This window comes from Paraburkholderia dioscoreae, from assembly GCF_902459535.1.
Lineage (GTDB): Bacteria > Pseudomonadota > Gammaproteobacteria > Burkholderiales > Burkholderiaceae > Paraburkholderia > Paraburkholderia dioscoreae.
In genome coordinates this window covers 927,482-948,809 of the sequence record NZ_LR699553.1, presented here as the reverse complement: position 1 = coordinate 948,809, position 21,328 = coordinate 927,482, and the positions used below count along the sequence as shown (strand labels likewise).

The 21,328-nt window shown below is 64.2% G+C and carries 15 protein-coding genes; 8 read left to right on the top strand and 7 right to left on the bottom strand.

All coding sequences use genetic code 11. From position 1 onward, the window contains the following. Positions 1–15: 15 nt before the first annotated feature. Genes PDMSB3_RS04280 through PDMSB3_RS04265 form a run of 4 tightly spaced genes read left to right on the top strand, consistent with a single transcriptional unit; the run spans position 16 to position 4,402 of the window. Positions 16–1,197, top strand: coding sequence for an ABC transporter ATP-binding protein (locus PDMSB3_RS04280; RefSeq protein WP_165185007.1), 1,182 nt, complete (start codon positions 16–18; stop codon positions 1,195–1,197). 1 nt (position 1,198) lies between these two features. Beyond that, positions 1,199–2,245: an ABC transporter substrate-binding protein gene (locus PDMSB3_RS04275; RefSeq protein ID WP_165185004.1), complete on the top strand. Its 1,047-nt coding sequence runs from the start codon at positions 1,199–1,201 to the stop codon at positions 2,243–2,245. Positions 2,246–2,282: 37 nt separating this feature from the next. Then, a complete protein-coding gene (locus tag PDMSB3_RS04270) occupies positions 2,283–3,536 on the top strand; it encodes an ABC transporter permease (RefSeq protein WP_165187354.1) in 1,254 nt (417 codons plus the stop codon). A gap of 38 nt (positions 3,537–3,574) precedes the next feature. Beyond that, positions 3,575–4,402 (top strand): ABC transporter permease, encoded by an 828-nt coding sequence (locus PDMSB3_RS04265; RefSeq protein ID WP_007175909.1) that lies wholly within the window; start codon positions 3,575–3,577, stop codon positions 4,400–4,402. Between the two features lie 69 nt (positions 4,403–4,471). Here PDMSB3_RS04265 and gcvA read toward each other — a convergent pair whose 3' ends face one another. Beyond that, positions 4,472–5,380, bottom strand: a complete 909-nt coding sequence (gene gcvA / locus PDMSB3_RS04260; RefSeq protein WP_165185001.1) for a transcriptional regulator GcvA — start codon at positions 5,378–5,380, stop codon at positions 4,472–4,474. Positions 5,381–5,520: 140 nt separating this feature from the next. Between gcvA and PDMSB3_RS04255 the strand changes: the two genes are divergently transcribed. Together PDMSB3_RS04255 and PDMSB3_RS04250 are read left to right on the top strand one after the other, a co-directional pair. Continuing rightward, on the top strand, positions 5,521–6,363 hold the full coding sequence (locus PDMSB3_RS04255) for a DMT family transporter (protein ID WP_165184998.1): 843 nt from the start codon (positions 5,521–5,523) through the stop codon (positions 6,361–6,363). Between the two features lie 70 nt (positions 6,364–6,433). Continuing rightward, a complete protein-coding gene (locus PDMSB3_RS04250) occupies positions 6,434–7,360 on the top strand; it encodes a bestrophin family protein (protein ID WP_165184996.1) in 927 nt (308 codons plus the stop codon). A 36-nt stretch (positions 7,361–7,396) separates the two neighbouring features. On the opposite strand, the gene PDMSB3_RS04245 is transcribed toward PDMSB3_RS04250, so the two are convergent. The 5 genes from PDMSB3_RS04245 to apbC all read right to left on the bottom strand — a co-directional run bounded on the left by PDMSB3_RS04245 (position 7,397) and on the right by apbC (position 13,313). After that, the gene (locus tag PDMSB3_RS04245; protein WP_165184993.1) at positions 7,397–8,128 is read right to left on the bottom strand and encodes a lysozyme inhibitor LprI family protein; all 732 of its coding nucleotides are present in this window, start codon (positions 8,126–8,128) and stop codon (positions 7,397–7,399) included. Positions 8,129–8,130: 2 nt separating this feature from the next. Continuing rightward, positions 8,131–10,416: an arginine/lysine/ornithine decarboxylase gene (locus PDMSB3_RS04240; protein ID WP_165184991.1), complete on the bottom strand. Its 2,286-nt coding sequence runs from the start codon at positions 10,414–10,416 to the stop codon at positions 8,131–8,133. Positions 10,417–10,503: 87 nt separating this feature from the next. Beyond that, complete coding sequence (dcd, locus tag PDMSB3_RS04235) at positions 10,504–11,073, bottom strand: dCTP deaminase (protein ID WP_007175915.1); 570 nt, start codon at positions 11,071–11,073, stop codon at positions 10,504–10,506. 346 nt (positions 11,074–11,419) lie between these two features. Next, a complete protein-coding gene (locus PDMSB3_RS04230) occupies positions 11,420–11,953 on the bottom strand; it encodes a superoxide dismutase family protein (RefSeq protein WP_165184988.1) in 534 nt (177 codons plus the stop codon). A 271-nt stretch (positions 11,954–12,224) separates the two neighbouring features. Continuing rightward, on the bottom strand, positions 12,225–13,313 hold the full coding sequence (apbC, locus tag PDMSB3_RS04225; RefSeq protein WP_165184985.1) for an iron-sulfur cluster carrier protein ApbC: 1,089 nt from the start codon (positions 13,311–13,313) through the stop codon (positions 12,225–12,227). A 349-nt stretch (positions 13,314–13,662) separates the two neighbouring features. On the opposite strand from apbC, the gene PDMSB3_RS04220 reads away from it, so the two are divergent. Together PDMSB3_RS04220 and metG are read left to right on the top strand one after the other, a co-directional pair. Beyond that, positions 13,663–14,316 carry an OmpA family protein gene (locus PDMSB3_RS04220; RefSeq protein ID WP_165184982.1) on the top strand — a complete coding sequence of 218 codons (654 nt, stop codon included), beginning with the start codon at positions 13,663–13,665 and terminating at the stop codon, positions 14,314–14,316. Positions 14,317–14,690: 374 nt separating this feature from the next. Further along, a complete protein-coding gene (metG, locus tag PDMSB3_RS04215; protein WP_165184979.1) occupies positions 14,691–16,826 on the top strand; it encodes a methionine--tRNA ligase in 2,136 nt (711 codons plus the stop codon). A gap of 157 nt (positions 16,827–16,983) precedes the next feature. Here metG and PDMSB3_RS04210 read toward each other — a convergent pair whose 3' ends face one another. Beyond that, entirely contained in the window at positions 16,984–21,315 is a 4,332-nt protein-coding gene (locus PDMSB3_RS04210) for a translocation/assembly module TamB domain-containing protein (protein ID WP_165184976.1), read from the bottom strand. Between the last annotated feature and the right edge of the window lie 13 nt (positions 21,316–21,328).

Sequence of the window (21,328 nt, the reverse complement as noted above, 5' to 3'; positions counted from 1 at the left end):
CAGGACGCAATTACGATGTCAAACCCTTCCTTCATTTCGTTCTCGGGCGTGAGCAAAACGTACGACGGCACGCAATATGTCGTCGACGATTTGAACCTCGACGTGCGCAAGGGAGAATTCCTGTCGCTGCTCGGTCCGTCCGGCTCGGGCAAGACGACGACGCTCATGATGCTCGCGGGGTTCGAATCGCCCACGCACGGCGAGATCCGTCTCGACGGCCGCCGGCTCGACGACAAGCCGCCGCATCAACGCGACATCGGCATGGTGTTTCAGAACTACGCGCTCTTTCCGCATCTGACGATTGCGGAGAACGTCGCGTTTCCGCTCTCCGTTCGCCACGTAAGCCGCGCCGAGCAGAAGACGCGCGTAAAACGCGCACTCGACATGATCGAGTTGCCGCATCTGGCGAACCGGCGCCCCGTGCAACTCTCGGGCGGCCAGCAGCAGCGCGTGGCGCTCGCCCGCGCACTCGTGTTCGAGCCGAGCGTCGTGTTGATGGACGAGCCGCTCGGCGCGCTCGACAAGCGCCTGCGCGAAACCATGCAATACGAAATCATGCGCCTGCATCGCGAACTGTCGCTCACGATCGTCTATGTGACGCACGATCAGGCCGAAGCGCTGACCATGTCCGATCGCGTGGCCGTGTTCTCGGATGGCCGTATCCAGCAGGCCGCCACGCCGAGCGAACTCTATGAGAACGCGCAGAACGCCTTCGTCGCTAATTTCGTCGGCGAGAACAATGGGCTGACCGGGCGCGTCGTCAATGTGAGCGACGACTGGGCGACGCTCACGCTGTCGGACGGCAGCGTGATTCGCGGCCGTTGCGAACCCGGCCTGCGCGCGGACGACGAAGCGATGCTCGCGTTGCGCCCCGAACGCGCGCATATCCCGAGCGCGGAAGGCATTCAGGTCGATGAGCACAGCAACGTGGTACGCGCGCGCGTCGAGGAACTGGTGTATTGCGGCGACCATCATCGCGTGCACCTGAAGCTCGGCTCGCGCGATTCCATCGTCGTAAAAGTGCCCAACACGCAGCGCCACGCGCTGCCCTCGCCTGGCAGCGAGATCGAAATCGCGTGGCGCCACGACGACTGCAAGATTCTCGCGGCGAGCTCGCCACGCAGCGCGCCCGCGCTCCAGGTATCCACACCGCCTTCACCTTCCATCATCACTACAGCAGCCGCAGGAGCCAACTGATATGCGCAACAACCTCAAAGCACAATGCGCCGCACTCGCCGTGCTCGCGTTCACCGCCGCGGCCTCCCAGGCAGCGGAGACGCTCTCCGTCGTGACCTTCGGCGGCGCGTATGAAGCGGCCGCGAAGAAGGCCTATTTCGAGCCGTTCACGCAGGCTACCGGCATCGGCTTTTCGACCGAATCGTATGACGGCGGCCTCGCCAAGCTCTCCGCGATGGAGCAGGCGAAGAACACCACGTGGGACCTGATCGACCTCGAAACAAACGACGCGATCACCGCCTGCGACGAAGGCCTCCTGCAGAAATTCGACAAGAAGTCGCTCGGCAAGACGAGCGACTTCATCCCCGGCTCGATCAGCGATTGCGCGGTCGCGAGCATGGTCTGGTCCACGGTCTACGCCTACGATGCCAGCAAGCTCAAGACCGCACCGACCACCGTCAACGACTTCTTCGATCTGCAGAAATTCCCCGGCAAGCGCGGTCTGCGCAAGTCGCCGAAGGTGTCGATGGAATGGGCGCTGATCGCCGACGGCGTCGATCCCAAGGATGTCTACAAAGTACTCGGCACGCCCGCCGGCGTGGATCGCGCATTCAAGAAACTCGACACGATCAAGAAGAGCATTGTGTGGTGGGAGTCGGGCGCGCAGGCGCCGCAACTACTCGCGGACGGCGCGGTCGTGATGACGCAGGCCTACAACGGCCGCATCGACGACGCCGCGAAGAAGGACAACAAGCCGTTCAAGGCCGTCTGGGACGCACAGGTCTACGACTTCGACTGGTGGGGCGTGCCGACCGGCGCGAAACATGCCGACGACGCCGCGAAGTTCATCGTCTCGGCGTCGCAGCCGAAGGCATATGCGGACCTGTCGAAATACATCGCCTATGCGCCGCCGCGCAAGGACGCGATCGCGCTCGTCGACAAGCAGCGGCTCGCCGATCTGCCGACGTCACCGCAGAACTTCAAGCGCGCGTTGCAGATCAACGCAACCTTCTGGGCCGACAACGCGGACCAGATCAACAAGCGCTTCCAGGTGTGGCTGACGCAGTAACCCCATCGTCCGACGAGAGCCCAACGTGACTACCAGCATGCCCGCTTCGGCCCGCGCCACAGCCGTCGGCTCTCCGACGAGAGCCGACGGCGGCGCGTCATTTCAGAAGGCGCGCCGCCGCGCGTCGGTGCGGGCACTGTTGCTCGCGCTGCCGCTGATCGTGTTCCTCGTTTCGACGTTCATCGCACCAATCGCGCTGCTGCTCGCGCGCAGCGTGCAGAACCACGAGATGTCCAACGGCATGCCGGCGCTCACGCGCGCGCTCGACGCGTGGGACGGCCGCGGCGTGCCGGACGAGCCCATGTTCGCCCTGCTCGCCGCGGGGCTCCGCGAGGCGCAGCAGAGCGGACAGCTCGGCACCGTCGCGCGGCGGCTGAACTTTGACCAGGCCGAGTTCCGCAGCCTGTTGATGCGCACCGCGCGCCAACTTCCCGCCGATGCGCCGCCCGCATGGAAACCGGCGCTCATCGAACTCGACGAACGCTGGAATTCGCCGGAAATCTGGCGCCTGCTGAAGCGCGCCGCCGCGTCGCCAACGCCGGACTATCTGCTCGCCGCCGTCGATGCGCAAGTCACGCAGCAAGGCTCGGTCGCGTTCGTGCCGGACAATGCGTCGATCTATCGGCAGGCCTTTGCGCGCACGATCTCGATCAGCGCCACGGTCACGCTGCTGTGCCTCGTGCTCGGCTATCCGGTTGCATGGCTGCTCGCGAACTTGCCCGCGAAAAGCAGCAACCGCCTGATGCTGTTCGTGATCGTGCCATTCTGGACCTCGCTGCTCGTACGCACGACTGCATGGTACGTTTTGCTGCAACCGGGCGGCGTCATCAACAGTCTGCTGACGGGTCTCGGGCTCGCCACGCATCCGCTGCCGCTCATCTTCAACCGCACGGGTGTGCTCATCGGCATGACGCACGTGCTCCTGCCGTACATGATTCTCGCCATCTACTCGGTGATGAAAAGCGTATCGCCCGTCTACGTGCGGGCCGCGCAATCGCTCGGGGCGCATCCGTTCACCGCGTTCGTGCGCGTCTACATTCCGCAGACGCTGCCGGGCGTGGGCGCAGGCTGCTTCCTCGTATTCGTGCTCGCGCTCGGCTACTACATCACGCCCGCGCTGCTCGGCGGCGCAGGCGACGAGATGATCAGCCAGCTCATCGCGATACAGACCAATACGCAGCTCAACTGGGGGCTCGCCGGCGCACTCTCGGCCTACCTCGTGATCTTCACGGCGATCTTCTATTTCCTGTTCAACCGCATCGTCGGTATCGACCGCTTGCGCTTCGGTTGAGCCTCGGTCGAAACACGCGCATACGACGAAGGAACGACATGCAAGAACAACGCAACAAGGTGCTGACGGAACGCATCGCCACGCGCTGGGTGCGGCTGCATACGGCGGTCGTGCTTTTCTTTCTGATCGCGCCGATTCTCGCGATCATCCCGCTCTCATTCAATTCGGGCTCGTATTTCTCGTACCCGATGCAGGGCTTTTCTTTTCGCTGGTATGAGCAGGCGCTGACGAGCGCGGACTGGCAACGGTCGCTTTTGAACAGCATCGGCATCGGCGCGGCATCCACACTGATCGCCACGTGTCTGGGCACGCTCGCCGCGCTGGGCCTTTCGCGCGCGCAGTTTCCGCTGCGCTCGCTGATCATGCCGATCATCATTTCGCCGATGATCGTGCCGATCGTGGTCGTCGCCGCGGGCTTCTATCTGATCTTCGCGCCGCTCGGCCTCGTGAACTCGTATCCCGGCGTGGTGCTCGCGCACGCGGCGCTCGGCACGCCGTTCGTGGTGATCACCGTGACGGCGTCGCTGCTTTCGTTCGATCAAAGCCTGTTGCGCGCCGCTTCCGGGCTAGGCGCAGCGCCTTGGGTCACGTTCCGGCGCGTCACGCTGCCGCTCATCATGCCCGCTGTCGCCACCGGCAGCGTCTTCGCATTCGCGACTTCGTTCGACGAAGTGATCGTCATTCTGTTCATTGGCGGCCCGGATCAAACCACCGTGCCGCGGCAGATGTGGAGCGGCATTCGCGATTCGATCGACCCTTCGATTCTCGCCGTGGCAACGATGCTGATCGTATTCGCCGTGCTGCTCTTCGCGAGCATCAACTGGTTGCGCGGCCGTGCGGCCGCGGCCAGCAGCGCTCTTACCTGACGCTCGGGGCCACGCCGTGTCCGGCTGCTCGGGCAATCCTGCTGTCGCGACGCAGGGCTGCGTTTCCGGTCAGAGGTTCGTCTCCGCTCGTGAGCACATCCCCTCGCGTTCGAGCCAGGAGCGGAACAGCACGACCAGGTCATCCGCGGACTTCCCCTCCGGAACATAAGTGCAATAGCTCCGCGACGGCAGACGAGGGCCGGCGAACGGCGCGACAAGCCGGCCGGCCGCGAGATCGTCGGATACCAGCGCGGTCGGCCCCATTGCGATGCCTATCCCGTCGATGGCGGCTTGCAACGTCAGATAAAAATGGTCGAAGGTCAGAGCGGCAGCCGGCCTGAGTGCGGGAATTTTCGCGCTCGCCAGCCAGTCCGGCCACAGACGCGGAAGGCTCGACGTGTGCAGCAGCGTGTGCTCCTGCATATCGTCGGGTGTGCGAAGCGGCAGTCGCTGCAATAGCGCCGGACTACAGACCGGCAGCCGCTCCTCGGACAGGAAAGGCCGCATCGAGTAGCCGTAGAACGTGTCCGGACCACCCCGGATAACGATGTCATAGATATCTTTCAGACTCTCCGCCGACTCGTTCGACGTCTCCACCTTCACGTCCACGTCCGGATGCACTGCGCGGAACTTCGCCAGTCTCGGCACCAGCCAGCGCAATGTGAAGGTGGCAGGCGCATTCACGGAGAGTGTGCGGGAGACCGTCTCCGGAAAACCATATCTCGCGGTTGCCTGCGACAACTGCTCGAACAGGGGACCGATTTCTCCCAGATAGGCCTTCGCCGCCGCGGTGAGCACCACGCGCCGGTTGTGCCGTTCGAATAGCGGTGCGCCTAGCCATTCCTCGAGCAGGCGCACCTGCTGACTCACCGCCCCGTGAGTCACGTGCAATTCGGCCGCCGCTTCCTTGAAGCTGCCGAGTCGGCCTGCGGCCTCGAAGGCTCGCAATGCATTGAGCGGGGGCAATACCCGTTTCATTCACAAGAGTTTATCTAACGCGAGCACCCAATTTAACTCGTTTGTTAGCGAGCGACAAGATAGATATCCTGCTTGCAGCGCCGATGGGCGGCGTGCACGCGCGAAGCGTAATTTTCCACACCCTTTCCGGCCCAGAGCCCATGCTCAGTTATACCGGCGGTCTCGTTCTGCTTGCAGCCCTGCTCCACGCGAGTTGGAACGCAATGCTTCACGGCAACCGCGACCGTTTCCTGTCCATGACGTGGATGAGCATCGCCATCGCAACGGTCTCCAGCTTCGTGGTCATGTTCACGCCGTGGCCGACCGGCGCGGCGTGGCCGTATATCGTCGTCTCGGGGCTCCTGCATATCGTCTACAACATGACCCTCGTGCGGGCATACCGCCGCAGCGATCTGGCCCAAGCGTATCCGATCGCGCGCGGCTCATCGCCCCTGCTCGTCACGCTCGGCGCCGCGCTTTTCGCGCATGAGGCGATCGGCGCCTTGCACGCGCTCGGGATTGCGATGATATCGGGCGGCATCATCGCGATCGCGCTGCAAGGCGGGCGCGTATCGCGCGCGGGTGCGCTGGCCGCGCTGACGACCGGGGCGACGATCGCGCTCTATACCGTGATCGACGGCATCGGCGTGCGCTTATCCGAAGGCCGGGCGCTCACCTACACGGCGTGGATGTTCCTGTTCTACTGGCTGATGCCGCTGCTGTTCGTCGCGATGCGCGGACTCGCGGCGCTGTGGACACCGGTACGGGCGGCGCCAATCGCAGTGGGTTCGTCGCTCGTCGGCGGCCTGGTGTCGATCGCGGCGTACGGCATCGTGATCTGGGCGATGCAGTCGGGCGCGATGGGCGCGGTATCGGCGTTGCGCGAGACCAGCGTGGTGTTCGCGGTGCTGATCGGGCGCGTGTTTCTGCGGGAAGCGGTGAGCGCAAAGCGCTGGCTCGCGTGCGTGATCGTTGCGGCCGGGGCGGTTTGTCTGGGAGTTTGAGCGGCGAGATCAAAAACACAAAAAAGCGATAATAGAACCCCCGCTGCTTCAGGCAAGAAAACCACCCCCAATGATCATCCGCCCGCATCTCCATTGGTTTCGCATGCTGCTCGCCTGGCGAGGCTCAGTCCTTCCGCAATTGCTCCCGCGGCTCTTCCTGATCTTCTGCATTTCGATCGTAGCCGTGGCGGCCCACGACCACCTTCTGCCGATCTCGCTGAATCTCAACACCACGGCGCCCTTCTCCCTGATAGGCATTGCGCTCGCGGTGTTTCTCGGCTTCAGGAACAACGCCAGTTACGACCGCTGGTGGGAAGCCCGCAAGCTCTGGGGCCAGTTGCTCAACGAGTCGCGCTCGCTTACTCGCCAGGTGCTCACGTTGCCGGTCCGGCCATTGCCGAAAGAAGACGTCAGGGAATTTTTCACGGCGCTCGGCGCCCTTCCTCACGCGCTGCGTCATCAGCTTCGCAAGAGCGACCCGCGCGAAGACCTCGCCGCACGGCTGCCGCAAGCCCTCTTCGAGCGCGTCATGGCGTCGCGGTACAAGCCGGCCACCTTGATGCTCTATCTCGGCGAATGGGTGCAACGCCACGCCCGGGCAGGCGCAATCGATCCGATGGCGGTCATCGCCTTCGACCGGAATCTGAATGGCATTTCGGATGTGATCGGCGGCTGCGAGCGCATTGTTTCGACGCCGCTGCCGTTCGCGTATTCGGTGATGATTCACCGCACGGTGTACTTCTTCTGCGCGTCCTTGCCGTTCGGACTGGTGGACAGCATCGGCATCTTTACGCCCGTTTTCGCGGTGTTCGTGGCGTACACGTTCATGGCGCACGAAGCCATCGCGTCGCAGATCGAAGAGCCTTTCGGCACCGACGACAACGACCTGGCGCTTCACACGATGTCGATGGTGATCGAGGACGCCATGCGCGACCTGCTCGGCGAACCGGCTCTGCCGCTGCCGAGCCCGGAAGCGGAAGGCTACATACTCAATTGAGCGTGCTTCGCCCGAAGCACGCCGCTTACCGCACGCTCAACTATTGCCGACGGTTTCCGACAAACGCTTGAGCGTCGCCACCCGCGCGCCGATGATATCGATGCGGCCGCGCTCGTCGATAACCGGCGTCGTGGCGTTCAGGTACACGGTCCACGCCTTCTGCGCGCGCGCCAGCGTCGGGCGCGTGCGTACCGGCATCTTCGACTGCAGGCGGCGGTAGTAGCGGTTCAGATCGAACATGGCGTGTTCGCACTGCGCGTCCGCGCGGCAGGCGCGCACCCGGCGCGGCGGATCGCCGCCGGCGCTCGCCTTCGCGACCGCGCTGCGCAGCGCGAGCGCCCGGTCGCGTACGGGCTGCAACTGCATGTCGGCTTCGGCGAGCACGTACATGGAACCGCGCGTGGTGGCGAACACCGCAGCGAGCAACGGCTTCTCGGCATCGCGCGACGCCTGCCAGCTCGCCTGGCTCTTTTCCCACTGCTTGCGCTGCGCGGGCGGCACCTTCTGCTGAAGCTGCTGCCACGCGTTGTCCAGCGCGGTCCTCCAGCCGATCCGCGCGTTGTCCATGCACTGCACCTGCCCCACTGTCGACGACATGTCGCTGCGCGCGAGGCAAGCGCGCATCGACGCGTCGATCGGATCGGCGGCGGCGACTTCGGCATGCGCCGGCAACGACGCCGCGCCGAACACCGCTGCCGCGGCCAGCGCCAGCGCACAGAACGCCCGCTGCGGGCCGCCGGCGCCCAACGGGGACTTCGCTCGCCGCATCGTCAGCCGCGAACGCAATCGACGAAGTATTCGATGCGCCCGTTGATCGTTTCGCCGACAAGCCCGTGGATGTCCGTGTGGAAACCCGGGAAGCGCTCGTTGAACTCGCGCGCAAAACGCAGATAGTTGACGATGGTCCTGTTGAAGCGTTCGCCCGGAATCAGCAACGGAATACCCGGCGGATACGGCGTCAGCAGGATCGACGTGACGCGGCCTTCCAGTTCGTCGATAGGCACGCGGTCGATCTCGCGGTGCGCGAGCTTGGCGAACGCATCCGAAGGCTTCATGGCCGGTTCCATGCTCGACAGGTACATCTCGGTCGTCAGGCGCGCAATGTCGTTCGCGCGGTAGACACTGTGAATCTGCTCGCACAGATCGCGCAGGCCGACGCGCTCGTACATCGGATGATGCGAGACGAACTCGGGCAGCACGCGCCACAGCGGCTGGTTGTTGTCGTAGTCGTCCTTGAACTGCTGGAGTTCGGTGACCATCGAGTTCCAGCGGCCCTTGGTGATGCCGATCGTGAACATGATGAAGAACGAATACAGCCCGGTCTTCTCGACGATGATGCCGTGCTCGGCCAGATACTTCGTGACGATCGCGGCCGGAATACCCGACTCGCCGAAGCCGCCGTCCATATCCAGACCCGGCGTGACGATCGTTGCCTTGATCGGGTCGAGCATGTTGAAGCCGTCTGCGAGCGGTCCGAAACCGTGCCACGGATCGTTCGGACGCAGCATCCAGTCTTCGCGCGAGCCGATGCCTTCTTCGGCGAACTGATCCGGGCCCCACACCTTGAAGAACCAGTCGTCGCCATATTCGGCGTCGACCTTGCTCATTGCGCGGCGGAAGTCCAACGCCTCCGCGATCGACTCTTCGACGAGCGCGGTGCCGCCCGGCGCTTCCATCATCGCCGCGGCCACGTCGCACGAGGCGATGATCGCGTACTGCGGGCTGGTCGACGTGTGCATCAGATACGCTTCATTGAAACGATGCTTGTCGAAGCGGCTGTTCTTCGAATCCTGCACGACGATCTGCGAAGCCTGCGAAATGCCGGCCAGCAGCTTGTGCGTGGAGTGCGTGGCGAACACCATCGCGCCGATGCGCGGACGCCCCGCGCCGATTGCGTGCATGTCCTGATAGAACTCGTGGAATTCCGCGTGCGGCAGCCAGGCTTCGTCGAAGTGCAGCGTGTCGAGCCAGTCGCCCAGCATTTCCTTGATCATCTCGACGTTGTAGATCACGCCGTCGTAGGTACTTTGCGTAATGGTCAGGATGCGCGGCTTGAGCTCCGGATTCTTCGCGAGCGCTTCGCGGGCGAACGGGTTCGCCAGAATCTTCTTCTTGATGTTTTCCGGCTCGAACTCGCTGCGCGGAATCGGACCGATGATGCCGAAGTTGTTGCGCGTCGGCGTGAGGAACACCGGAATCGAGCCGGTCATGGTGATCGCGTGCAGGATCGACTTGTGGCAGTTGCGGTCCACCAGCACGATGTCGCCGGGCGCTACCGTACCGTGCCAGACGATCTTGTTCGACGTGGACGTGCCGTTGGTCACGAAGAACACGTGGTCCGCGCTGAAGATGCGCGCCGCGTTGCGTTCGGAAGCCGCCACCGGACCGGTATGGTCCAGCAACTGGCCGAGTTCGTCGACGGCATTGCACACGTCCGCGCGCAGCATGTTCTCGCCGAAGAACTGGTGGAACATCTGGCCGAGCGGGCTCTTCAGGAACGCGACGCCGCCCGAGTGGCCCGGACAGTGCCACGAGTACGAGCCTTCGTCCGCGTACTGCACCAGTTCCTTGAAGAACGGCGGCGCGAGCGAATCCAGATACACCTTGGTCTCGCGGATGATATGGCGCGCGACGAACTCCGGCGTGTCCTCGAACATGTGGATGAAGCCGTGCAGTTCGCGCAGGATGTCGTTCGGCAGGTGGCGCGAGGTGCGCGTTTCGCCGTACAGGAAGATCGGAATGTCGGCGTTGCGGCGGCGCACTTCGGTCACGAACGCGCGCAGCGCGACGATCGCGGCGGCCAGTTCCGGCGTCTCGCCTTCCACCACGACGTTATCGACGTACGGCAGCAGTTCGTCGTCGTCGATCGAGAGGATGAAGCACGAGGCGCGGCTCGACTGCTGCGCGAACGAGGTCAGATCGCCGTAGCTCGTCAACCCGAGCACTTCCGCGCCTTCTTTCTCGATAGCTTCGGCCAGAGCCCGGATGCCGGAACCCGAGATGTTCTCGGAGCGGAAATCTTCGTCGATGATGACGACGGGAAAACGAAACTTCATGGGCGATTCTCCAAAAAGAACGACCGCTGCATTCTGTCAATTGCAGCGGTCACCCGGTATGCCTGGTGGTTCAGTACGCTGCGGCCGTCACGTTCTCGGCAACGTGACGCCGTGCTGACCTTGATATTTGCCGCCGCGATCCGCGTACGACGTTTCACAAATCTCGTCGCTTTCGAAAAACAGCACCTGGGCGACGCCTTCGTTCGCGTAGATTTTCGCAGGCAAAGGTGTCGTATTCGAGAATTCGAGCGTGACGTGGCCTTCCCATTCCGGTTCGAACGGCGTCACGTTGACGATGATCCCGCAACGCGCATACGTGGACTTGCCCAGACACACGGTCAGGACGCTGCGCGGAATGCGGAAATACTCGACGGTGCGCGCAAGCGCGAACGAATTCGGCGGGATGATGCAGACATCGCCCTTGAAGTCGACAAACGATTTCTCGTCGAAATTCTTCGGATCGACGATGGTCGAGTTGATGTTCGTGAAGATCTTGAATTCGTCGGCGCAGCGGATGTCGTAGCCATAGCTCGACGTGCCGTAGCTGACAATCTTCCGGCCGTCTTCGGAGACGCGAACCTGATCGGGCGCGAACGGCTCGATCATCTTGTGCGACTCGGCCATGCGCCGGATCCACTTGTCGGATTTGATAGTCATAGGTGAACGCTGCTCGACGTGAATGACAGGGGTGTGACGGATTACGACCCGGTAAGTGCCGGGTCACTTTTGGTTAACTGCACGCCTGCGTTGCGCTGACTTCGGGGTGCGGGACAGGCGGCACGCCGTTCGGGCGCCCTATGCCCCTTTGACTGAGTGCCCCGCCCATAAGGCGGAACGGTCGCGCTGAAGAGGCAGCCGAACGAAAGGCGCTTATTTTACGCGATCGTGAGCATGCTGCCGCAGGTAGGGTTGAGAACGGTCCTGTGACCTGCCCCTTGCTGAACGCCGCCTGGCCGAATGCCGGCGAGCTGCTTCGCCCGCGAACACGCGGTGCGCGCGCCGCTCATTGGCGGATCACTCCGCATGCGAGCGCGGGGCCTGCGCCATGCTGCGGGTAGGCGTACGGATCAGTCGCGTCGTGATGCAGCACCACCGCGCGCTGCAATACCGAGCGGATGCCGTCGAGCGAAACGTCCGGCGCGACGATGAAGCCCGTGGCCACGCCGTTCGCATCCGCGTGAATGTTGCCGAGATCGCCTTCGACCCGCGCGCCGGTTTTCAGCCGCTCCGCGGCTGGCGAGAACACCTGGCCCGCGCTGGAACCGTCGGCGGCGTTGCAGTCGCCGCGCTCGTGCACTTGCAGCGCGTGGTCGCTATTGGGCGGCATGCCCGCGAGATTGTAGGTGACCTGCACGCCGTCCGAGCGCTCGATGAACGTGACGAGGCCGCGCGCCTGATTGCCCACGGTGGGCAGCAACTGAGCGTCGGCACGTTTTTCCTGCGGTCTCAGGAACGCGCTACAGCCGCATAACAGCACACTGGTGGCAGCCAGGACGATGAACGCATGCACCGCCTGCCCGTCGATTCGTTTTCCCATGCGATCCTCTTGCCGGCCTGGCGGCCGCCCCTGCGGCCGCCGAGCCGAACTTGTGAAGTCGACATGATACCGCGAGACCAGGCGCAAAAAGACGCCTTGACCCCTTGTCCGGACGGCTGTCAGGAACGGCCCCAACCTGTCGTTACGCGCCGGCCCCCGAGGGGGTGAGAAAACTTGGGGCGGCCCGGCGTTCCAGGAGCGCCCCCCAATCTGTCGCTACGCGCCAGCCCCCCGAGGGGGGTGAGAAAACTTGGGGCGGCCCGGCGTTTTCTCAGGTGTTCTGGACGACGATGTTCGGAAACTTCGACGTCATGTCGCGAGCCCGCTCGGCGATATGAATCGCCACCTTGCGTGCGATCGACCGGTAAATCTCGGCGATACGCCCCTCCGGGTCCGCCACCACGGTCGGTTTGCCCGAGTCGGCCTGCTCGCGGATCCCGATGTCGAGCGGCAGGCTGCCGAGCACGTCGACGCCGTATTCCTTGCCCATGCGCTCGCCGCCGCCGGCGCCGAAGATATGCTCTTCATGGCCGCAGTTCGAGCAGATATGCGTGCCCATGTTCTCGACAATGCCGAGAATCGGAATGCCGACCTTCTCGAACATCTTGAGACCCTTCTTCGCGTCGAGCAGCGCGATGTCCTGCGGCGTCGTGACGATCACGGCGCCCGTCACCGGCACGCGTTGCGACAGGGTCAGCTGAATGTCGCCTGTGCCCGGCGGCATGTCGACGATCAGGTAGTCGAGATCGTGCCAGTTGGTCTGCCGCAGCAGCTGTTCCAACGCGGAAGTGGCCATCGGGCCGCGCCACACCATCGGGTTGTCCTGCTCGATCAGGAAACCGATCGAGTTGGCCTGCAGGCCGTGGCCGGTCATCGGGTTCATCGACTTTTCGTCCGGCGACTCGGGGCGGCCGACGATACCCAGCATCATCGGCAGCGACGGGCCGTAGATGTCCGCGTCGAGAATGCCGATGGAGGCGCCTTCGCTTGCCAGCGCCAGTGCGAGATTCACGGCCGTCGTGCTCTTGCCGACGCCGCCCTTGCCCGACGCCACCGCGACGATATTCTTGACGTTCGGCAACAGTTTCACGCCGCGCTGCACGGTATGCGCCGCGATGTGCTGCGACACCTGGACACGCGCGTCGGCCACACCGGGCACGGCGCGCAGCGCGTCGGAGAATTGCGCGCGGATGGCGTCGAATTGGCGCATGGCCGGATAGCCGAGTACCACATCGACGCTGACCGTGGCATCCTGCACCGCGACGTTCTTGATATTTTTGGCCGCCGCGTACGGTCGGCCGGTGTTGGGGTCGGCGACGGCCGCGAGGGCAGCGTCGACCAAAGCCCGATCGATACTCATTGAGACTCCGTGGGGAACACTTGCGGCGTAGCGGAATCGAAGCCTCCGCCACGCGCCGGAATTTGAAAGAAATTGTTAGACAGCATTGCGAAAACCCGGCGTGCCGGGCACCCTTCGGGCAGGCGGAACGCAATGGGGCCGCATCGCTGCGTGCTTCAGCCATTATTGTAGTGGTTGGCGCCACGCCCTGCCGGAAGACCCTTCTTCACTGTCGGACCGAGGCTGAATAAGGCGTAGGACTTCTCGTATTATCGAGCCGACGGCTTTACCGCCGTCATGCTCACCGTATAGATTTGTCGCTTGTCGCCGCCTTTTCCGCCTGACTAGCTTCACTCAAGAGGAATCAAAAATGAATGCAAAAATCATGACTCGCCTGGCCGTCTTTGCCGTTGCCGGTTCGTTGCTGGCAGGTTGCGCCACCCAACAGGGCACCAACACAGCCGTAGGTACTGGCGTCGGCGCCGGCACCGGTGCGGCGCTGGGCGCAATCTTCGGCGGCGGCAAGGGCGCGGCGATCGGCGCGGGCGTCGGCGCAGCGGTGGGCGGCATCACCGGTTATAACTGGCAGGCCATTCACAACAAGCTGTCGGGCGCCACGAAGGGCACCGGCACGCAGATCACCGAACAGCCGGACGGCTCGCTCAAGCTGAACATTCCAAGCTCGGTCACGTTCGACACCAATAGCTACGCAGTCAAGCCGTCGTTCGCGCCGGTGCTGGACCAACTGGCGCAGACCATGCAACAGAACCCGGAACTGATCGCTCAGGTGGTCGGCCACACGGACAGCACGGGCCAGCCGGCGTACAACCAGACGCTGTCGGTCAACCGCGCAGAAAGCGTGACGGGCTACCTGGGCCAGCGCGGCGTCGCGCCGCAGCGCCTGTCGGCACAAGGCATGGGCCAAACCCAGCCGATCGCCGACAACAACACCGAAGCCGGCCGTGCAGCGAACCGCCGCGTGGAGATCTATCTGCGCGCAACGGCTCAGCACACCACGCAATAAAGACAGAACCAGGGGAGATTGAGAAAGCCGGTCGCCGCAACTGCATCGCCGGCGATCGTGATGCCGATTGTGATGCTTTAGAAAGCCGTGAAAGGCGGAGAACAGGAATCTCGCACGAGAACGAAAAAAATTTCGAACTCTGCGGAAAATCCGCTGTCTGTCTTTACGGTACGTGGCTGGCGATGCCGCCGCGTCACCATTCTCCTCTTGTCGTTGTTGCTCCGGGGTTAATAGCCCCGGTTTTTTTTGGGCGCTCGGTTTACACACCACGTGAGTTCCCTCGGGGACACACCGCCCCACGCGGCCCGCCCCGCGCCGGGCGCCTGCCCTGCTAGAATCAACGTTTCGTCCCACCGCAGGCTCCCACCATCCTTATGTCAGCACCCGCAACCGATCTCTCCGCAGGCGCGCCGTCAGGCCGTCGCCAGATTCTCGTCACGTCGGCCCTTCCCTATGCGAACGGGCAAATCCATATTGGCCATCTGGTCGAATATATCCAGACGGACATCTGGGTCCGGACGTTGCGAATGCACGGGCACGAGGTCTACTACGTGGGCGCCGACGACACGCACGGCACGCCCGTCATGTTGCGCGCGGAGAAAGAAGGTCTCACGCCGAAGCAGCTGATCGACCGCGTCTGGCAGGAACACAAGCGCGACTTCGACAGCTTCGGGATTTCGTTCGACAATTACTATTCGACCGACTCCGAAGAGAACCGCGTTCTCAGCGAAAACGTCTATCTGGCGCTCAAGGAAGCAGGCCTGATCGACGCGCGCGACATCGAACAGGCGTATGACCCGGTCAAGGAAATGTTCCTGCCGGATCGCTTCATCAAGGGCGAATGCCCGAAATGCGGCGCGAAAGACCAGTACGGCGACAGCTGTGAAGTATGCGGTTCGACTTATCTGCCCACCGAACTGATCAATCCGTACTCGGTCGTCTCGGGCGCCACGCCGATTCGCAAGACCTCGACGCACTACTTCTTCCGTCTCTCCGATCCGCGTTGCGAGAATTTCCTGCGCGCATGGGTGGGCGGTCTGGCGCAGCCGGAAGCCACCAACAAGATGCGCGAATGGCTCGGCGACGCCGGCGAAGCCAAGCTCGCCGACTGGGACATCTCGCGCGACGCACCGTATTTCGGTTTCGAAATTCCGGGTGCGCCGGGCAAGTATTTCTATGTGTGGCTGGACGCGCCGGTCGGCTATTACGCGAGCTTCAAGAACCTCGCCGAAAAACGCGGCCTCGATTTCGACGCGTGGGTTCGCAAGGGTTCGAAGGCCGAGCAGTATCACTTCATCGGCAAGGACATTCTGTATTTCCATACGCTGTTCTGGCCGGCCATGCTCGAATTTTCGGGCCACCGCACGCCGACCAACGTGTTCGCGCACGGCTTCCTGACCGTGGACGGCGCGAAGATGTCGAAGTCGCGCGGCACCTTCATCACCGCGCAGAGTCTGATCGAGACGGGCCTGAATCCGGAATGGCTGCGCTATTACTTCGCGGCCAAGCTGAACAGCACGATGGAAGACCTCGACCTGAACCTCGACGACTTCCAGGCGCGCGTCAATAGCGATCTGGTCGGCAAATACGTGAACATCGCGAGCCGCGCCGCCGGCTTCCTGATCAAGCGCTTCGACGGCCGCGTGCAGGACAGTGCGATGCAGCATCCGCTGCTCACTTCGCTGCGCGCCGCCGTGCCGCAAATCGCCGCGAACTACGAAGCCCGCGAGTACAACCGCGCGCTGCGTCAGACTATGGAACTGGCCGACGCCGTGAACGCGTACGTCGACACCGCCAAGCCGTGGGATCAGGCCAAAGACCCGGCGAACGGCGTCGCGCTGCATGAAACGTGCAGCGTGAGCATAGAAGCGTTCCGCCTGCTGTCGCTGGCGCTGAAGCCGGTGCTGCCGAAGCTCGCCGAAGCGGTCGAAGGCTTCCTCGCCATCGAACCGCTGGTTTGGGCGGACGCCAACGTGCCGCTCAGTTCCACCCGGCCAATCAACGCGTACAAGCATCTGATGACGCGCGTCGATCCGAAGCAGATCGAAGCGCTGCTCGCCGCCAATCGCGACTCGCTGCAAGCCACGCCGGAAGCAGCCGCGCCGGCCGACGCCAAGGGCAAGTCGAAGGCAGCAAAAGCAGCCGCCGCCGAGAAAGACGAAACACCCGGCGTCATCTCGATCGACGACTTCGCGAAGATCGATTTGCGCATTGCGAAGATCGTCGACTGCAAGGCGGTGGAAGGTTCGGACAAACTGCTGCAACTCACGCTCGACGTCGGCGAAGAGAAGACCCGCAACGTGTTTTCGGGCATCAAGTCGGCGTATCAGCCGGAGCAACTGGTCGGCAAGCTCACGGTCATGGTCGCCAATCTCGCGCCGCGCAAGATGAAGTTCGGCATGTCCGAAGGCATGGTGCTGGCCGCCTCCGCCACCGACGAGAAAGCCGAACCGGGTCTTTACGTGCTCGAGCCGGATAGCGGCGCGAAGCCGGGCATGCGCGTGAAGTAAAGAAACAAAACGCGCGGCGGCTTGCGCTGCAGGCGCGAATAAAAACGGCACGCTCTAAAAGGCGTGCCGTTTTTTTTGCTGTGCCGTTTTTTTGCCGTACTTTTTTTGCGGTGCCTTTTTTGCCTGGCCGCGCAGATTCAAGCCCGCATCGCGCGCATCACCAGTGGATCCGGTCGAAGCGCCGCGTGTAGAGCAGATCGAGGCCGTCGAACGTGCCGCCATAAGCCGCAACCGACCAGTACCGCGTCAGGTTGACGGTCGCCTTGATCGCATTGCTCGCCGACTGCAGCCCCTGTTCGTAGCCGATCACGAGCCACTCGTTGATCGCCTTCGACACCATCACCACCTGCGGATCGGTCAGTCCGACTTCGCTTCGCCCAATGGAGAACTCGTCGAGCCCGAAAGTCTGCGCGATCCGCTTGCCGCTCGCGCTGCCGAGCAACGCGAGCGCCGTCGTCATGGTGCTCTGTTGACCCAGGTTGTTGCCCTGATCCGTGCCATGACCGAACAGCAGCCACGAGAGCTTTTCGTTATCCGGCACGTTCGGTTCGGACACCAGCTTCGCGGTCGGGAATTGAACCGTGCCCGTGACCTGCACGCCCGCCTCGACCTGCTGATTGCGGCGCATGGCGAGGATGTTGATGCCGGGATTGGCCACCGGACCGTTGAACGTGAAGAAGCCGTTTTCGATATTGAGCTTGCGGCCGAACGCGGTATAGGTCGAACCAGGCGTGACACGCACGTTCCCCACTGCGCGCAGCGGCAAATTCGGCGCGCTCATGGCGGTGATCGTACCGCTCAGGCCCAGATCCGCGCCCTGACCGCGGAAGCGGAAGCTGTTGCCCAGGTTGATGTCAATATTGGCGCGCGGCGCGAACGGGCCGATCGGCTTGTTGGTGCCCGCCACGGGCCGCGGCCGCTCGCCCGCCACCGAACCGTCGGGGCGCACCACCACCACGTCGTCGCCGAGCTTCGGCGCGGACTGCTCCGGCATGTCGAACAACGCGTGATCGACCACGAATTTGCCGTTGATCTCCATGCCGCCCAGCGTCCCGCCGTTCGCCACGGTCGCGCTGCCCGACAGCGACAGGTTACGGTCCGGCGCCGCGAACAATTCGAGCTTGTCCGCGACGATGCTCGCGGTCAGGTCCGGCTGGGCACCGTCCAGACGCACGCGCCCGGTGGCGCGCAACGTGCCGCTCGCGCCGTGAAACTCGACCTGCTGGAAGTCGACCAGATTCTGCGAGAGCGCGATACGCACCACGCCATCCTTTAATTGCACGCCCTGGTCGACCATCGTCGCGGAAATTCCGTCGCCGAGCAGCGAGCCGGTCAGGTTCGGTTTGGCGACCGTGCCGCCGAGCGCGAGCTTGAGCGCGAGGTGGCCGTCGAGCAGATAGCTCGGACCGAACAGGCCGCCGGTCGTTTTCAGCGACGGCACATTGGCATTCACATTGCCGGTAAGCGCGCCCTCTTCGTTGACGGTCAGGAAGCCGTCGCGCATGACCAACGTGGTGTGCGCGTCGGCGTCGATCACGCCGATGCGGCTTGCCTGCGCATGCACCGTGGCGTTGAGCCGGTTGCCGCCGCTGAACTCAGCGCGCGCGCTGATATCCGAAATGCCCAGGGAAGCGAGGCCCCGGCCGATCTCGACCGTAACGTCGCCGCTACGGCGCTTCAGCTGGATGTGGCCGCTCGCCGTGCTGCCGAGCGTGAAGTCCCAGTCGCCGTCGAACACCAGGTCGGTTTTGACGATCGGCGGCTCGCCGGTGATCTGGCGCCGCAGATCCTGAAGGCGCACGGCCGAAATGTCAGTCAGGCTGCCCGCCGACTGAATCTTGCCGTGGTCGAAGGCGAACGTTTTCAGGCTCAGCACCGCGCCTTCGAGCGTGAGCCTCGTCGCGCCGAGCGTCAGGTGCTGCGGCCCGGCGCTGACGGCGAGCGGCGACTCCAGATTGAACGACGGCGTGCCGCGATTCTGCAAGCGGGTGACCGTGCCGTCCCAGCGCGTGCCTTCGCGCGCTTCGGTCAGCTTGCCGTTGGCGGCGAGCGTGAGATCGAGCGGACGGTCCTGCAGCTTGCCGGTGGCCGCCGCCTCGAGCGTGTGATTGGCGCGCGTGCCGGACAAGCGCGCCGTGAGCGTGCTCAGATCGACGCCGCCCGCGCTGACATTGCGTGCGTCGGTGGTAAAGACGAGCGCGCCGTTCGCGCCGTCGCGCAGTTCCGCGTGGCCTTCCGCATGACCGATGCGGTTGCTGCTGAACACCACGCTGTCCGCCTTGTAGTTCAGCACCACATTCGGATGCGCGAACGAGCCGGTGATGTCGCCATCGGCAGCGACGAGCCCCGCCAGACCGAAGCCGAGGCGCTCCAGTTCCGGCGCATCGACGCGAAACTTCAGCCGGTCGCCACGCGCGCCGAAGCTGCCTTGCACATCCACCTGGTTGCCCGCCACCGAGAGGTTCGCGCGGCTCGGCAGGATTCGCGAGCCCGCCAGTTGGACGGTGCCGCTACCGGTCAGCGGCAGGCCGTCGTACACGCTCGGACCGAGCTTGAAGTCGGCCTTGGTCGTGAAGACCGGGCCGAGCATGCCGGCCGCGCTGAGCGTGCCGTTCACGCGCGCCTCGATCTTGCGGGCAGGCGGCGCGCCGCGTTTCGGCGCCGGCGTTTTGCGCTGGGCCACTTCGGTTCTGACCGCTGCCTTCGCGGTGTTTTTCACGGCGGCGGCGGCTTTGTCGGCGGGCGCCGCGCTCTTTGCGCCAGCCGTGCTGCCGGCTTGCGCCGTGGCCTGCGCGGTTCCGCTCTTTCCGGCACTGCTCGCCGCCGGTGCCGGGCCGGCCACCGGCGTGCGCGACGGCATCTGCGAAGTCAGCGTCAACGGATCGAAATCGGTCAGTTGCGCTTTCAGGTTGTAGGTGGAATTCGCGTCGTGCTTGAGCGCGCCGGAGAGATCGATGCGGCCTTTGCCCGACGTGATGCGCACGTCGTTGAAGCTCATCCGCGCGGGATCGAAGGTAATCTTGCCTTGGGCGCGCAGCGCCGCTTTTGGGTCCGCGAGATCGAGCGTGACACTCTGCACGTCGTCGTTCAGACGAACACTGATTGGACCGGAAAGCTGCGTAGGCCGCACCGTTGCCTGCAATGCATTCAGGTCGAGCCCGGCGACCTGCAGATCGAACTGCCCGTGCTTGCCGCTCAGCGCGCCGCCGCCGGTGAGCGTGGCGCTCTTCACGAGGCGCACGTTCAGGTTCGAGATGCGCTGCGTCTGGGCGTCGAGCCGCACGTCGGCGTTGGCATCGATCAGCGGCAGCAGGTTCTGGTCGATCGCGCCGGGCTTGGCGTTGACGATCGAAACGTGGCCGGCGACCGCGAATCCGGCGGTGCTTTTGCCTGACGCGCGGGGCTGAGCGCTGTGTTCGCCGCTTGCGGCAATGGCGCGCTGCGCCGCGCTGGCCCCACTCGCCCCACTCGCCCCCGACACGGCCGCCTCCGCCGCCCCCTGCCCGACCGGCTGCAACTCTGCCCGCACGGCGAGATCGGCCTGCGGCGCACCCGGCGAAAACGCCTGCGGGTTGATGTGATCGAAGGTCAGCGTGGCGCGCTGTAGCGGCACGTCGCCGAACGGCTCGGCCTCGACCCTGGCGTGACCCGCGAGTTTCATGCCGCTCGCGTCGAGCTCGGCGATCAGATTCTCTAACGAGCCGCTCAGATGCCCGCCCACCTGCACTGCCTCGTTGTTGACCTTGCCCGAATAGCCGATGTCCCCGCTCAGCGGAAACGGCCGCACGCCGTCGAGTTTCGCGGCCGCCGTCACCGCGCCGAACGGCGTGTCGAGCCGCTCGATCGCGGCCTCGTGATGGCGACCGTCGCTGCGTCCATGAAAGACGAAGCGCGAGAATTCGGTCGTCGACGCGCCCTGATGCAGCAACAGTTTGTCGACCTGGACGTCGCGAATGTCGAGCTGGATGGGCAAGCGCAGGTCTTGCGGCAGCTTCATCGGCCCGCTGCTCGACGACGAAGCGCCGATGCGCGCGTCCACCGTGCCGACATGCAGATAGTCGACCGTGAAGCGCCACGGTTGGCGCGCGAGCGCCCAGCGGCCCGCCACGCGATCGATCTGGATATCGGTGCCGCTGCCGTCGAGGCTGCGCCAGCGCACTTGCCGCAATTGCAGGCCGTTGGCGAGTGCGCCGCTTTCAAGCGTGCCGCTCAGCTTACCGCCCAACAGCTTCACCGCCGCTTGCCACGCATAGGCGGTGCCGCGCTCCGTGGTCAGCGCGCCGTATAGCAAACCCGCCGCCAACGCGAGCAACAACACGACCACGGCCACCGTCCACGCGAGCGATTTCAGCAGCAACCGGCCGAGCCGGCGCCTGGGCGCAGGCCCTTCGGGTGGCGGCTGCTGTCCCGGCGGCTGCCTTGGCGGCTCTCCTGGCGGATGAGCACCCGGCGGCTGGGCGGGAGGTTGGGCGGAAACGTCCGTGGTCATGCGTGGATCATGG